A 16,868-nucleotide genomic window follows, 5' to 3' on the forward strand; every position below is an offset into this window, starting at 1 on the left:
ACACGTTGCGACCTCAGCAAGGTTCACTTTCAGGAAAATACCTGTGGCACAATTAGAAAACATCGAAGCAATTGAAAAACGTCTTTGGAAATCCGCAGATACATTGCGAGCTAATTCTGAGCTGGCCAGTAATGAATATTTCTTGCCCGTCATGGGCCTTATCTTTCTGCGCCATGCGTTTAGTCGTTATTTAGCAGTAAAAGATGACATTGTCGCAACACTGCCAAGCAGAGGTGGGAAGACACGTTCGCTGACCAAAGAAGATTTTTCTAAAAAAAGTGCAATCTTCCTTAAGGCTGAGGCGCAATTCGATTACCTCATCGCCCTAACTGATGCCGACAATCGAGCCGAAGCTATCATCGCAGCCATGGACTCAATTGAAGCTGACTATGCCAACTTACGTAATCAGTTGCCCAAGCAGGAATACAACAACATCCCCAATGATGTACTTGGCATGTTGTTGCGCACGCTTAATCCTGAAGAATTGAAAAAGGCGACGGGTGATATTTTTGGTCGAATCTATGAGTACTTCCTTACTCAATTTGCCGACCAAGGAGCACATGATGGCGGTGAATTCTTTACCCCTGTTTCACTTGTGCAGCTTCTTGTAAATGTCCTAGAACCTGACCATGGCAAAATTTTTGACCCGGCTTGCGGCTCTGGTGGCATGTTTGTGCAAAGTGCTCACTTTATGGAGCGTCACCGGCAAGATCCACATGAGCTTACGTTTTATGGTCACGAGAAAAACCGTGTAACAACACGCTTAGCCAAAATGAACCTTGCGGTACATGGCCTAGAAGGCAATGTAGAAGGTGGCGAGAGTGCCATTACTTACTACAACGATCCTCACCAAGGCCTATTTGGCTCCGTGGACTATGTGATGGCTAATCCGCCATTCAATGTGGATGAAGTGGATGCAGACAAAATCAAAGGGGACAAACGCCGTTTACCTTTTGGTTTGCCTGGCGTAAACAAAAACAAGAAAATCAGCAACGCTAACTATCTGTGGATTCAGTACTTTTACAGCTACCTAAACGAAGTGGGCAAGGCCGGCTTCGTTATGTCATCCCAGGCTTCAAGTGCAGGGCGAGACGAAGCTAAGGTGCGTGAGCAGTTAGTAAAATCTGGATATGTCGACATCATGGTTGATGTGCGCGGCAATTTCTTTTATACCCGCGCAGTTCCTTGTCAGCTGTGGTTCCTGAATAAGAACAAGCCAGCCCATCTGAAAAACAAAGTGCTAATGCTGGATGCGCGCAACGTCTATCGCAAAGTCACCCGTAAGATATATGACTTTAGCCCTGAGCAGCAGCAAAACTTAACGGCGATCTCTTGGCTGTATCGTGGCGAATCAGAGCGCTTCTTAGATTTAGTTAGGTCGTATATCGACAAAACAATTTTTGAAGCTCAATTTTGTGCTAACTCAGAAGCCCTAAATTGTTTCCCTCTTCCAGATTATTTAGATGCTTTAGATTCACTTTCAAATGCTTTCAGCGACTTCATGTCTAAGTTGGAAGACGATGGTGTCCGAGTCGAAGAGTATGACGAGTTCCTCAATGCGAAAAGCCTTGTTCAGGATGGGTGGTCCGCTTTTGAGATCTCAGCAAGAGACTTTCGTAAGTATTGGAACGAGTATGAGTACCCTGATGCTTCAAGCTTGTACAAATTCGTAGAAGAGGATGTTTGCCTTAAAGATCTAGCTGAGAACAGTCGAAGCCTTATCAAGGATATCGATCATGCATACAAACTCGCGACTAGAACGATTGATTTTGCAGAGTCTCACTGCGCGAAAGAGAGCATTCTCTGGGACAACACTAAGCTAAATGGTCGAGGCCGCAACAATCTGAAGAAAGCTGCCGATGAGGCTCGTAAGCTGGCAGTCGAACAGCTCAAGCAAGTGCGTTACTTCTACAAACAGGCTCATTGGTTATTGAGCCGCTTTCCTGAAGGCAAACTCTGTGATGTGGACGGCTTGGTCAAGTTGGTGGATATCAAAGATATCGAAGCCGCAGACTGGAGCCTAACACCGGGCCGTTATGTGGGCGTCGCACCAGATGAAGTGGATGAAGACTTCGATTTTGAAGAAGCATTGCGCGATATCCATGTCGAGCTGAAGGGCTTAAATACTGAATCAATCGAATTGGCTGACAAAATCGCTCGAAACTTTGAGGAACTGGGAGTATGAGTTGGGAGCGAGTTCCATTTGAGTCACTCTACGCCATTCCGTCAAAAAATGGTCTGACTCGTCCAGCTCGAGTAAGAGGCAGCGGCATAAAAATGATAAACATGGGCGAATTATTTGCTCATGACCGAATTGGCACAATTGACATGGAATTAGTGCCGATGAACGAAAAAGAATTAGAAACAATGCTTGTCGATGAGGGAGATTTACTGTTTGCTCGCCAGTCTCTCGTATTGTCTGGAGCGGGCAAATGTTCAATTGTTAAAACAGTCTCGGAAGAAACTACTTTTGAATCCCATATTATCCGAGTCCGATTAAGGAAAGATATTGCCTATCCGAACTTCTTTTTTTACTACTTTAAATCACCGCAATGCGGGATTACGTCGATAGTCACGCAAGGGGTTCAAGCAGGTATTCGAGGCAATGATTTAAAAAAACTACCTGTTGCTTTACCTCCAATGGATGAGCAGATAAAGATTGCTGATGTTCTGACTAATTACGACGACCTTATCGAAAACAACCGTCGCCGTATTGAATTGCTCGAAGAATCTGCTCGCCTGCTCTATCAGGAATGGTTTGTTCACCTGCGCTTCCCGGGCCACGAGCAAGCCAAGATTGTTGATGGCGTGCCGGATGGGTGGAGTAGGCTATCTGTGGCAGAGTGTTGTGAAAAGCCTAAGTATGGATACACAGCAAGCGCTAACCACGAAGCTGTTGGGCCCAAGTTTTTAAGAATCACAGACATTGTGCCTAGTTCGATCAACTGGTCAAATGTCCCGTTTTGCGAAACCGGTGAAGCTACAACTAAAAAATATCAACTAAAAGAAGGCGATATTGTTGTTGCTAGGACAGGAGCAACGGTTGGTTATGCTAAAAGAATTCCGGCATTGAGAGGGCCCGTAATTTACGCATCATACCTGGTCAAATTCAGCGCTGATAATTCCATCATAGACGATTTGCTTTTGGGTATTTTTATGGAGTCTGAGAATTACAAGGATTATGTGCGTAGCAACGCTGGAGGTGCTGCTCAACCAAACGCAAATGCACAAGTATTAGGTGGAGCAAAACTTTTGGTTCCAAGTCAGTGCCTGCAAAAAGAATTCAGAGATGTTGTTTCGCCACTTATAAGTCAGAAGTTTTTATTAGAGCAACAATGTGCGTCACTAGCAAAAGCTAGAGACTTGTTGCTACCCAAATTAATGAGCGGAGAGCTAGAAGTTTAATTCACGGATTGATAAGGAGTATTGGCATGGACATGCTTACAGCACAACAATTGTTAAAAACCGCCTTGGCTAACTCAGAGGCTGAATTTCGAGATGGCCAATGGGAGGCCATTGATGCGCTGGTTAACCACAACCAAAAGTTGCTGGTTGTACAGCGCACTGGGTGGGGTAAAAGCTCGGTTTATTTTATTAGCACCAAGATATTCCGAGACCGAGGCATGGGCCCCACCATTATCGTCTCGCCACTCTTGGCGTTAATGCGAAACCAGATCGAGTCAGCTCAACGCTTAGGCATTGTTGCAGAGACAATGAACTCTACAAATACCGCTAATTGGCAGGCGGTGACGCAGCGAATCCTCAGCAACCAAATCGATTGCCTGTTAATTTCCCCTGAACGCTTAGCGAATGACACATTCATAGAAACAGTACTTCGGCCTATTGCTGACAGCATTTCGCTTATGGTGATTGATGAGGCTCACTGTATTTCGGATTGGGGGCATGATTTCCGGCCAGACTATCGCCGTATCGTTAATATTTTGCGCCAGTTACCGAACAATACTCCGGTACTTGGTACAACTGCCACAGCCAATAATCGTGTTGTTGCAGATATCCAAGCTCAGCTAGGTGATATTCAAATACAACGAGGCCCGCTAATCAGGGAAAGCTTAGCGCTACAAACCATGGTTCTTCCCGATCAAGCTTCGCGTCTAGCATGGCTCGCTCAAGTCATTCCAACCTTGTCTGGTACGGGGATTGTCTATGTCCTAACCCAGCGTGATGCCGAGTTGGTCGCAAAATGGCTAAACCAGCAAGGGGTTAGCGCTCTGCCATATTACAGTGGCGTAAAACATCCAAATTTTGTAAACCATGCAGGCAAAGAGGATTCAGATGCTTACCGGCAATACCTCGAAGAGCAGCTGCTAGCAAATGGCGTAACTGCTTTAGTAGCAACAACGGCTTTGGGAATGGGTTACGATAAACCCGATTTGAGTTTTGTTATTCACTTTCAAGCACCAGGGTCTATCGTTGCTTATTATCAGCAGGTTGGTCGTGCTGGCCGCGGTATTGATAATGCAGTTGGCATCCTGTTGTCTGGTGCTGAAGATGAAGATATTCATGAATTCTTTAGAGGCTCAGCTTTCCCTTCAGAAGCTCAGGTACTGGAGATTTTACAGGCTCTCGAAAATGCAGATGGGTTATCTGTGCGTGGCATTGAAGAGCAGACGAATTTACGGCACGGCCAAATCGAAAAAGTCATAAAACTGCTGAGTGTTGAAAACCCAGCTCCAGTGATCAAGGTCGGCACCCGTTGGATGCGAACGCCTGTTCCCTATCAAATGGACCATCAACGAATCGCACACCTAACAGGACAACGTATTCAAGAGTGGCAAGAGGTGCAGGCTTACCTAGTTGATGCTGGCTGTAAGATGACATTTCTCAGGCAAGCTCTGGATGACCATGACCCTACTCCTTGTGGTAAATGCTCTAGCTGCATAAACCAGCCTGTTGTTGATTTTAGGGTTGACGAAACGTTGGCGCACAATGCAGGTATATTTCTTAAGCACTCAGAAATAACTATTCAGCCAAGAAAACAAGTCGCACCATCAAATGCGGAAACAGAGCGTGCTTTCCCTTCTTACCAATTTCCAAGATTGTTGGGGGATTTGGCTTCTCAACCAGGCCGGGTTTTAGCTCGCTGGAACGATGCCGGTTGGGGCAAAACGGTTGCTAACGGCAAGCATTCTGGTACGTTTCCCGACGAACTCGTCGATGCTACTGCTGAAATGATCCAGCAAAGGTGGCAGCCAAGCCCTGCGCCAACTTGGGTTTGTTGTGTTCCTTCGTTAAACCACCCTGACCTCGTACCAAATTTTGCGAAGCGATTAGCCGCAAAACTTGGCTTGCCGTTTGTAGATGCGGTTGCCAAAGTGCGTCACAATCAACCGCAGAAAGGTCAACAGAATAGTTTTCATCAGTGCCACAATTTAGATGGTGTTTTTGAAATTACTGAATCCCGTGAAGGACAGCCTGTTTTATTAGTTGATGATGTATATGATTCGGGTTGGACTCTAAGCGTTATCGCAGCATTGCTGCAGCGGGCGGGAAGCGGCTTGGTTTACCCTGTCGCATTAGCCTCATCTTCGGTGAAAGAATAATGAACATATCTTCAATAGCTCAAGCAATCTTGTTGCTGACCAGCTACTTTGGGAAGCAAAGCAAGGATGCGGCAAAACCTTTAACGATTGCCGAATGGGCCCGCTTTGCTGACTGGCTCAAGCTTAATCGTATTAGCCCGTCTGAGCTGTTGAACAACGATAATGACCAAATCCTATCTCGATGGCGAGATCCCAAGGGAAAGATCACGCCAGACCGTATTGCAGAGCTTTTACTGCGTGGTCATAGCATGGCGTTGGCGCTTGAAAAATGGAGCCGAGCTGGCTTATGGGTGATCACTCGTGCAGACCGGGAGCAGTACCCTAAGAGACTGCTGGAGAAGCTAGGCAACTATGCGCCACCAGTTCTTTACGGGTGCGGGCCGAAGGAGCTTCTTAACGAAGGAGGCATTGCAGTGGTTGGCTCGCGCAACGCAACCCCTTCGGACCTAAGCTTTACTGAGCAACTTGGAGCTAAGTTTGCTACTCACAATATTGGCACTGTCTCCGGTGGTGCTAGGGGCGTAGATGAAGCCGCCATGATTGGTGCAATGAACGCTGGCGGTATTGTCATAGGCATCCTTGCTGACAGTCTGCTTCGAGCTGCAACCTCTGCGAAGTGGCGCTCAGGTTTGATGAATGGCAATACTGTTCTGATCTCTCCTGTTAATCCAGAGGCTGGATTCAACAAATTCAACGCGATGGACCGTAACAAATACATATACTGCCTGGCTGACTGCGCAGTAGTTGTTCATTCAGGTAAAAAAGGTGGCACAGTTAGTGGTGCAGAAGAAAACCTTAAAAAAGGTTGGGTACCTCTGTGGATCAAGCCTACTGATGATACTGAAGCCGCCAACCCTGATTTAGTGACGAAAGGCGGGCAATGGTGTGCTGACGATGTTGCAGCTATTGATGTCGTTGGACTGATAACACCGAAAGTTAGCAGTTCGGTAGCCCTAGACGAGCAGCAAGACTTATTTGCAGAGCCAGTGGAGCAAACCTCTTTAGCAATCGAATCGCCACTCATAGTGGAGCCTGTTGAGGAAGTTAAACCCGCTGTTAATGAGCCCTCAGAAAGGGTTCCTGCTTCTCCTGTCGACAGTGGTTTATCTGTTGATTTTTATCAAGTATTCATGACTGAGCTCAAAAAGATTGCAGAGAGCCCTGTGACAATAGATGGGCTAATTGAGCAAACCGGCTTACATAAATCCCAGTTGACTGCTTGGCTAAATAAAGCGAAAGACGAAGGACTCGTTAAAAAACTTAACCGGCCTGTGCGCTATCAAATTGTAGAGCCGTAAAAATATAAGGATGTAGTTATGGCAATGACGGAAGAAACCCTGGTTCAGGAAGTAACGGCTGAATACTTGTTCAGCCAACTGAAATGGGATGAGTCCGTCATGGGAATGTATGAAAAGCTCGGCAAAGAAGGTGACTTAGGACGCTCCTCTGAAAGAGAGGTTGTGCTGACTCGTTACCTTGGGGAAAAACTCATTGAGTTGAATCCAGGCCTACCAAACTCAGCCTATCAAGATGCACTTCGAATCATCTGTGAAGACCCCTCCTCTACCAACATTGTAGCTGTCAACAAGGATAAGTACTGGCTTCATAAAAATGGGGTAGAGGTTAGCTTTCATAATGAAAAGGGGGAGCGAGTTAAAAAGCGTCTCCGCCTGTTTGACTTTGATGACTATGAGAACAACCACTTTTTGTTGGTTCGAGAGTTTTGGATAAAAGGCGATATCTATCGTCGAAGAGCCGATTTAGTCGGGTTTATAAATGGAATTCCGCTACTGTTCATGGAAGTAAAAAATGTTCACAAGGACATTCGGGCGGCCTACGAACAAAACCTTTCTGACTACAAAGACACCGTCCCGCATCTTTTTTATCACAATGCATTCGTCATTCTGGGCAATGGTATTGACGCCAAAATAGGTTCGATTTCTAGCAAGTTTGAACATTTCAATGACTGGAAAAGGTTGCGTGAAAGTGAGCCTGGGGTCGTGGATATGGAAACCTTGCTCAAAGGAACTTGTGCCAAGACTCAATTGATGGACATATTTGAGAATTTCACTCTATTTGATGAAAGCTCTGAAAAATTAGTAAAAATTGTCGCAAGAAATCACCAGTATCTTGGTGTGAACCGAGCTGTGGAGGCTGTAAATGAGCGGGAGGAGCGCCTAGGGAAGTTAGGTGTATTCTGGCATACGCAGGGGTCGGGAAAGTCTTATTCAATCGTTTTCTTTGCGCAAATGATCCACCGAAAGCTTGGTGGCAACTACACCTTTGTTGTTCTTACCGACCGAGAAGATCTCGATACTCAAATATACAAAACCTTTGCTGGGTGTGGCTTGGTCGACAATGACAAAGATCCGTGCCGAGCTGACAGTGGAAAAGATTTAAAGGAACTTATTGGCCAACAAAAAGCTTTTGTCTTTACCCTAATCCAAAAATTCAACGAAAAGGTAGATCCAGCCAAACCTTATTCGCAGCGCAATGACATCATTGTTATCACCGACGAGGCTCACCGGACTCAATACGGCACTTTGTCGTTGAATATGCGCAATGCTCTTCCAAATGCCAGTTTCATAGGGTTTACCGGTACCCCGCTTTTCAATAGCGATGAAATCACAAAAAAAGTTTTCGGTGATTACATTTCAACCTATGACTTTCAAAGAGCCGTAGAAGATAAGGCAACCGTTCCCCTTTATTACGATGCTCGTGGTGAAGAGCTCGAGTTTGTAGACGATGATGGCAACAAGCACACGGTTGCAGATCCTAAAGGGCTAAATGAGCGCATTGCAGAAAAGCTAGATGAACTGGAAATTGAAGATGTAGATGTTCAGCTTCGACTGGAGCGTGAGCTAAAGCGCGACTACCACATTATTACAGCAACAAGCAGACTCGATCAGGTGGCTAGAGATTTTGTCAGTCACTATTCAAACGGCTGGGAAACCGGCAAGGCCATGTTTGTTTGTATCGACAAGATCACCTGTGTGCGAATGCACAAGTTGATTCAGTTCTATTGGCTACAGGAAATAAAAAACAAAGAAAGAGATTTGCTAAAAGCCACTGATGAACAAGATTTAATTTGGCGTAAGCGGCAGCTCGTTTGGATGAAAGAAACACTGATGGCTGTGGTTGTTAGTGAGGAACAAGGTGAAGTCGCAAAGTTTGAAAAGTGGGGATTAGATATCAAGCCGCACCGACAGCTTTTGAAGGCTGGTTTTGAGCTGGAAGACGGCTCTCGCCTTGATATGGAAGAAGCGTTTAAATCCAGCTTTCATCCGTTCAGAGTCGCTGTTGTCTGCGCTATGTGGTTAACCGGCTTTGATGTGCCGACTCTCGCAACGCTCTATTTGGACAAGCCATTAAAAGCACACACTCTCATGCAGGCGATTGCTCGAGCGAACCGAGTAGCGGAAGGGAAAAACAACGGATTGATTGTCGACTACTGTGGAATACTCAAGAACCTTCGCAAAGCTCTTGCTACTTTCGCTGGAGCTGGTGATGAGGGCCACGGTGGAGAAGAGGTCGAAGAGGAGCCAGCCAAACCCAACGAGGAGCTTCTGGAAAGCCTAAGTGAAGCTATCAGTTATGTAGCGGAATTCCTCCGTAAGTATGACTTTGAGTTGACTCTCATCATTACCGAAACAGGGTTCTCAAAGAACGCGGCTATTGCGCTGGCAAAGGAAATCATTAACCAAAACGATGAATCCAGAAAGCGTTTTGAGGTAATGGCTCGAGAGGTTTTCAGCAAGTTCAAAGCTTGTATTAACGTGCCTGGGGTAAATGCCTATAGAGACATTCGCGATGCGATCAATGTGCTTTATAAAAGCTTGCAAGCAGACAAGGAAAAAGCTGATATATCTGACATCATCAAAGAGCTTCATGCAGTTGTTGATGACAGTATCGAGACGACTGGAACGGTTAAAGAACCTAAGCCAAATAGTGAGCGAATTTATGATATCAGTAAGATCGATTTTGAGCGGCTTCGCCAAGAGTTTGCTCGTTCAGAACGAAAGAACACGACCGTCCAGTCGCTAAAACATATCCTAGAAAAGAAGCTCGCTCGCTTAATGATGCAAAACCCACTTCGCACAGATTACCAAGAGCACTACGAAAAGCTGGTTCAAGAATACAATCAAGAGAAAGATCGAGTCGTCATAGAGAAAACGTTTGAAGCTTTGCTGAAGTTAAATGACGAGCTGTCCAACGAAGAAAAGCGCGCGGTTCGAGAAGGCCTCGATGAAGAATCTTTAGCTTTATTCGACTTGTTGAGTAAGCCAGATTTGCAGTCGAAAGAAATTGCCAGCATCAAGAAGGTCGCGACTACCCTGCTAACAACCCTCAAAGCTGAACGCCTCAAGGTCGCGAACTGGCAGCAAAAAGAGTCAACCAGAGATGCGGTCAAACAGCAGATCTTTGATTTTCTGTACGATGAAAAAACAGGCTTACCAGTCGACCAGTATGAAGAAGAGGATATCTCGGCCATTTCAGAGAAGGTCTTTCTCCATATATACCGAGCTTATCCAGAATTACCATCGCCAGTTTATATGTAACTACAATGAACAAATAGAAAGTAAACAACTATATTGTTATAGGCTTGTACTTTGACCAGACCGTATAAAGAAAAAGTTAACAACTATATTTTGGGGTGGTGGTGGCGACCCTGTTAAGATCAATAGGTTACTCATTGTTTAGTTGTCAACTTTATTGTTCGCCAACAAGTTTTTATACTCGTCATCACTGATTTCACGATTAAAAAAGGCCACAATTTTTGTGGCCTTTTTTCTTTGTCAACATAGTGCGCAATCCTCACCTTTTGCCGAGCCTGGTCGCTCGCAATTGAACCTAGCGAATTATTCCGCACGACTCCCCAAAAGCATTAAAACCACAAATAACCATAAGTTGTGCGCAATTTTGCTACAAATAGCGACACGTTTGACCAATGTAACAACCCCGAAACAATCGTAAGAATAACGTCTTTCAAGTTACAAATTATCTCCGACTGTAACCGTGAGTTTTGATCAGCGGAACCCTTGAGTGTTTATGGTTATCGTTTAATTGTTAACAAAATATCCATAAATTAACATTTTGCTTTCAACCCACTGAGGGCCACCGGAGCAAAATAGGGGGAAAAGATGAAAAACTCAAATTGGAGAATACGTTAATGTCTGGTACTGATACTAATTTCAAATTAAGTGCCTTGGCTTTAGCTGTTGTTTCCGCCATGTCATTCAATGCGGTAGCAGCGGAGCAAAACCAAGACACCACAGTGGTTGCCGCTGAAGATAGTTCCGAAGCAGTTGAAGTCATTGAAGTAAAAGGCTTGCGTGGTGGCTTACTCAAGTCGATGAACAACAAGCGCTTCAACTCAAACGTGAGTGACTCAATTAACGCCGAAGACGTTGGTAAAACCACCGACCAAAACATTGCCGATGCACTCGGCCGTATTACCGGTGTATCTGTGGTAACTAACGGCGGCAACGAAGGTTCTCAGGTAACCGTTCGAGGCGCGTCATCGAACCAAAACCAAATCACCCTGAATGGCCAGGTACTGACCTCAACGGGCGACAGCCAGGCTGTCGATCTCAGCCTATATTCTGCCGACATTCTGTCAAAACTCGAAGTAGTGAAAACACCAAGTGCCGACCATGATGAAGGCTCACTTGGCGCGACCATTAACCTAACAACAGTGCGTCCTTTGGATGTTCAAAACGAGCGCATCAACGTTGTTGCCCAAGGCCGCTACAACGATTTCGCTGAAGAATATGATCATAAATTCCAACTATCTGGGGTCAAAAAATTCTTTGATGAGTCGTTTGGTATCGCGTTCACTTTCTATGACGAAACCAATAGCTATCGCAAAGATCAATTCCGCGTCGGTCGTTACGAGGCATCGCCTGAAATCAGCATTGCCAGAGACACCGATGGTAACTTGATTAACAACGTTCGCGCTATCGAGCCAAACAACTCGCACTACGAGGCTCACTTTAATGAAGACGACCGTTGGGGTGGCACCATTGGCTTGCAATATGCGCCATCTGACACCACCAATGTAATGTTTGATGTCACGTACAGTAAGAAGAAGAACCGCCGCGAATACGACGGTATTAGCGTCAACCGTTCAACCTCGCCGAACATGATTGAAGGCGAGACCACGTTGGCGAACCGCGAACCATCGCTGTTTACCGATCCGCAGGAAGATTGGTACGTCTACAACCCAGATACTTATACCTTGGTAAAACGTCTTGATCGCTTCACCAAAGGCGACATCTCGCGGTCCCAAGGCGGTACGGATGATGAAAACTACACCGCAAGCTTACGGTGGAACCAAGAGCTGACCGACACCTTGTATATGGATGCCGCAATCAGCATGTCGAAAAGTGAATCTGACACTGTGCCACTGGCTCTGTACACCAACATGCAGAACTACAGCCAAGTCAGCTCTGAGCTGTTGTTCGACAAAGGCCAGCAAGGCTTAATCACTGAATTGGTCGGCTACGATTGCACCACCGGCAAGTGCCGCTTGCAAGTCGGTGAGAGCTTCGCTGATTTGGGTGAAAACATCACCGCAGCCGATACCCCAGATGGTGAGTTGCCGTGGCGCGATAACGAGGTCAATACTGCATTTAACCCAGCAGACGCCAACACTTTCCACCTTGGTTCGATTAGTCGTAACCAAAGCCACATCGAAGATGAAATCAAAACCTTTAAGTTAGATTTTGACTGGGATGTAGACGCCTATGGCGTGACTCAAATCGAGTTTGGTACCAAAATTTCTCAACGTGAGAAGTATGTTGATCATCAGCAGTTTACTTACAATGCCAACACCAAGACTGAAGCTGTAGAAGATGAAAACGGCGATCCGCTGGTACCGCCTTCCGGTCCACTGACCAATATCTTGGCGCCGATGATCTTGGACGAGAGCGGCATGCGCTACGACAACGTCATGGGCTCGCTTGGTATACCTCGCTCCAACGCAACGCAAAACTGGACCACCATTGATTTGGTCGAAGCTTACAACCTAGTCGTAGGCGACCCTGAGCTGTCTGAAACCGTCAACTCAACCAACACTCGCGAAACGGATATTGATACCAAAGCGTTTTACATCAAGGCGAACTTTGATTATCTCGATGGCGCGCTGACCGGTAACGTTGGTATGCGCATGGTCAAAACCGACGTTGATGCCAGAGGTTATTCCGGTGCCACATTTTACGACTTCCCTCAAAATGGTAACGAATCAGAGTTTGACTGGCTGACCCTGCGCGATTTGCGCAACACCAGCTTGCCGGCTTGTTCACAACCATTCTTCGGCGATCCGGGCGAAACCACCTACTACGAGCAGAAGTTCCAACGTGTCGACGGACTTGGTTGGCGCACCACTCAAATGGTCGACAATGGCTTGGGCCAAATGGTTGAGGTGAGCAACCCAGATCCAAGCACCTGGACACGAATCGCTGATCAAGGCGCATGTCACGATCCAGCTTATGCTGAGTGGGCCGATTATCACTTCGGTGGCAATCAAGGCAATTACCCAGCAGGTTACACTCCACCGACAATCAACTGGTACACCATGTGGCGTTATGCCGACGTCAGTACCAGTCGCGATCATGGTTGGGGCGATCCTGCAGCGACCACACCACACTATGGCTACACAGGTAACGGCACAACCGACGTTGGCCCTGAGTTCTACCAGCTTGGCGAAGTTGATAAAACCATCGCGTCGTATCCAAGTAAAGGCAGTCATAGCTACACCAACTATCTGCCTAGTTTGAACCTGAACTACGCCTTTACTGATGATTTTATTGGTCGCTTTGCTGCCTCTAAGACCATGACACGGCCAGAAATTGATGAGTTGCGCGCCGGTTTAAGCCTCAATGAAATGTGGGCGACCTATTGGGGTGGCGGGCGTGAACGGATTAATCCGGGCACCATCAACATGTACAACACCAAGTTGGATCCATTGGAGTCGAAAAACCTCGATGTGTCCTTGGAGTGGTACTTTAACGACGTATCGATGTTAAGCGTGGCATTCTTCTACAAAGACATGTCTAACTTCACCGATACCGAATCATTCCGCACCTACATCAAAGACGTGAGAGACGTTGACTCGATTGATCCGAACGACATTTTGCTCTCGCATGATCCAAGCTTAGAGGATGAAGGTCTATCAGGCTGTATGCCACTGCGTACTACGACCGACATCGCCTTCAACAAAAACGATCCATTAGTTGTTTCCGATGCGTGGTCTGATGTTTGTCACGAGTTCAACGTAAACCGCTTATTTAACGGTGATTCAGCCACTGTTAAAGGGATCGAAGTGGGCTACCAGCAAATGTATGACTTCTTGCCGGGCTACTTCCTCAGCGGTTTAGGCTTATCCGCCAACTACACCTATCAGGATAGTGAGTACGATAAGCAGATCTCTGATGTAACTGGCAAATCAATGCCAAGCTATCCAGTAGCCGACACCCCAGAGCATGCCTACAACGTGACGGGTTTCTGGGAGCAAGATGGCCACCAAATCCGCTTAAGTTTCCAAGGTCAAGATGACTCTTTGGTTGGTAAAGACTGGAACACTGGCCTTCGCGGCCGTACATACCAGCAAGGCTCGTTGTGGCGTGAAGGGCGTAACTCGCTCGACCTATCTGCCACTTGGCAAGCCAACGACTGGATGAGCCTGTCGTTCCAAGCAATCAACTTAACCGATTCAGAACACCGCACGTTCTGGACCAGCCGCGAATTAGAAGTGGTGCCGGTCCTCAATGAAGCCGGTGATGGTTATAGCTATGCCGCATTATTGGAATCAACACCAATGGATGGCGCCACCAAGTCGCGGACGATTACCCGCTACAAAGTGGGTACCACCTACCGCCTAGCATTGCGAGCAACCTTCTAACTTGGATTCAGTAGGTGGACGAGCAATCGCGCCACCTACCAAACTTTGGTGTTTAAAGATGATAAATACGAACAAAACATTGTTAGCGGCAATGATAGCCGCATCCCTAGTCGGCTGTGGCGGCAGTGGCAGTTCTGACCCACAGCTTCCGGATAGTGTGCCAACAGAAAATGTCGCACCACAGCATCCTGGTGATATTGCTATTGCGTTGTCAGAAAAAGGCATTGGCGATGACTCTCGATACTACTACTACCTCACCGGGCAAGTAGACGGCAGCAAGGCTGGCAATAACGGCGCCAACGGCGCTCTGGACGCCAATGGCGACCCATTACAAATCAAAAACGTTCGGATCACCCTTGATGGCGAAACCATTGAGCATGATGGTGGCGACGGCATGCCGAACTTGATTATCGATGACGGTGCATTTGAATTAGCGAGCTCGCATTTTCGAGTGATGGTTCAACCACGTGTTTACATGGACGAACTGGTTAACGAGACCACTAAAACGCTTCAGATCACCTACGATGTTTCCGATGGTGAACTGGCTACAGAGCGCGTCATGACTGTGGTGATCCAAGGTGCTGATGTACCCCCCCAGTTCCACGGTAATGTCGAACACACCATTACCAAAGACGCCGCCAATGCGCCGCAATCATTTGATTTGCTTGAAGGCGTGACAGATGGCGATGGCGATGATTTATCTGCGGTCGACTTGATCCCTGCCGATGACAACTTGTTTAAAGATGCCGATGTTCACAGTGTTGACGGTGGCGACCTCATACTGGACTTGTCGTCTGTCAAAGACAGTATCCCATTTGGTGTATCAACGCCCTTGGTTTACAACTACAACGTCTTTGATGGCCTAAGAAAAGTGCCTCGTCAGGTGGTCATCAATGTATTTGGTGTCGAAGACATTCCCGGCGCACCAGATGTCACCGAGTACGTTCTCAACAAGACGGTACAATCAACTGACGCCCTCACCCGTATTGACTTGCTTGAAGGCGTAAGCGATGCAGAAGGCGATGCCATCACCGCATTTGATGGTGACTTTGCTGCGGAGCAAGCCTACAAATATGGCTTTAGTTTTGAAGGCAATGAGCTAGTCGTTGACCCACATGCATTCTACACCTTAGCAGTGGGCGAGCAGCAAACCGTATCAATGACGTACCGACTGAAAGACAGCAACGACATCGAGACCGATGGTTTCCGCACCGTCAATGTCACCGTTGTCGGAGCCGAGTCTAACTTGTTTGTTGATACGTTTGACAACTACAACTTCGAGATGCCACTGGCACTGCCAATTCACTGTCCATGGGGTTGCGGTGCAGCACCTTACCAAACTGAGGGTGATGCAGCGAACGGCAATGGCAGCATGTTGTTTGAAGGAAGTACGCTGCTGCGTTTGCCGAACGACAACCTGCCTGATATGAAGGTTGATACCAAGTACTACTTGGCATACAACCTGAAAACTGGCGGCGCTGCGCCGATGACGGCGCTATCAACCATTGCTGGTAACCTGCCGGACATTGGTTACAAGTTCTGGTTTAGCCCTCGCCCAGCCTACAACAACGCGGGCGAATGGGATGAAGCCATCCTATATCTCGATACTGGAGAATTCGGTAACTATCAACTCCACGCGATGATCAACACCTATGGCGCCGAGAACATCAGCATGTTCTTGTTCAATGGTTCAGGTAATGACGACATTCCACCATTGGCAATGGATGATTACCGCATGGTGGAGTTTGGTCACATCGACTCAGCCATACATGACATTGTGGCAGATGACGCCGGTACCTTTGAGGACCTGACCGCTGCTGTTTCCGTTGATGGTGGTAGCGCAACAGTCTCTGCTGATGCCGCCGCAAACGGCACCGCTGGTGGTTTGGCTGTTGATACCACAGGAGCAGCCGGACCAGTGGTTGTTAGCTTGCCAGTATCGATGGGAGCGGTGAAACCAGGCGCACGCTTTGCGGTATCGATGTCTGTGACCTACACCAACTTCAGCGACAACTATGCCAATGATGCATCAACGCCTGTTGGCGTGGCATTAGCCACCGCTTCTGGCGACACCATTAGCACTGTGGCGCAAACCTATGGTGGTTACACCATGGCGCCAACCGTGTTGTTGAATGAAGCGACGCAAGCCTCCAGCGAAGGTATTGACTGGGAAAATGAGACGGTCACCTTGGAGCTTAGCTTCACCGAGGCCAACGCTCAGTACAACATCGACAATGTTCGGGTGATTGAGATTCCATAGTCCATATCGCTAATTACAACAATATGCCTCCCCCAAGGCTACTTTATTGCCCCGCAAGGTCGCGGGGCTTTTTTTGTGGCTGTTAAAACTCTAGTGATCTTAAGCACATTGCTAACATTTGAACGATTCAATGCCGAGTTTGGTG

General features: G+C 47.1%; 7 protein-coding genes. All 7 read left to right on the plus strand.

Annotated elements, in window-relative coordinates:
• Positions 1 to 43: 43 nt before the first annotated feature.
• Positions 44 to 2,185: a class I SAM-dependent DNA methyltransferase gene (locus CBE68_RS07030; protein ID WP_087505369.1), complete on the plus strand. Its 2,142-nt coding sequence runs from the start codon at positions 44 to 46 to the stop codon at positions 2,183 to 2,185.
• On the plus strand, positions 2,182 to 3,405 hold the full coding sequence (locus CBE68_RS07035) for a restriction endonuclease subunit S (RefSeq protein WP_087505370.1): 1,224 nt from the start codon (positions 2,182 to 2,184) through the stop codon (positions 3,403 to 3,405). Before CBE68_RS07030 ends, CBE68_RS07035 begins: the two co-directional genes overlap by 4 nt.
• Before the next feature lie 26 nt (positions 3,406 to 3,431).
• Positions 3,432 to 5,561, plus strand: a complete 2,130-nt coding sequence (locus CBE68_RS07040) for a RecQ family ATP-dependent DNA helicase (RefSeq protein WP_087505371.1) — start codon at positions 3,432 to 3,434, stop codon at positions 5,559 to 5,561.
• Positions 5,561 to 6,859 (plus strand): DNA-processing protein DprA, encoded by a 1,299-nt coding sequence (locus tag CBE68_RS07045; RefSeq protein WP_087505372.1) that lies wholly within the window; start codon positions 5,561 to 5,563, stop codon positions 6,857 to 6,859. Before CBE68_RS07040 ends, CBE68_RS07045 begins: the two co-directional genes overlap by 1 nt.
• Before the next feature lie 18 nt (positions 6,860 to 6,877).
• Complete coding sequence (locus CBE68_RS07050; protein WP_087505373.1) at positions 6,878 to 10,120, plus strand: type I restriction endonuclease subunit R; 3,243 nt, start codon at positions 6,878 to 6,880, stop codon at positions 10,118 to 10,120.
• A 611-nt stretch (positions 10,121 to 10,731) separates the two neighbouring features.
• A complete protein-coding gene (locus CBE68_RS07055) occupies positions 10,732 to 14,463 on the plus strand; it encodes a TonB-dependent receptor domain-containing protein (protein WP_087505374.1) in 3,732 nt (1,243 codons plus the stop codon).
• A gap of 58 nt (positions 14,464 to 14,521) precedes the next feature.
• Complete coding sequence (locus CBE68_RS07060) at positions 14,522 to 16,723, plus strand: hypothetical protein (RefSeq protein WP_143824502.1); 2,202 nt, start codon at positions 14,522 to 14,524, stop codon at positions 16,721 to 16,723.
• The last annotated feature ends 145 nt before the right edge of the window (positions 16,724 to 16,868 follow it).

Source organism: Neiella marina (genome assembly GCF_002165625.1).
GTDB classification, from domain to species: domain Bacteria; phylum Pseudomonadota; class Gammaproteobacteria; order Enterobacterales; family Neiellaceae; genus Neiella; species Neiella marina.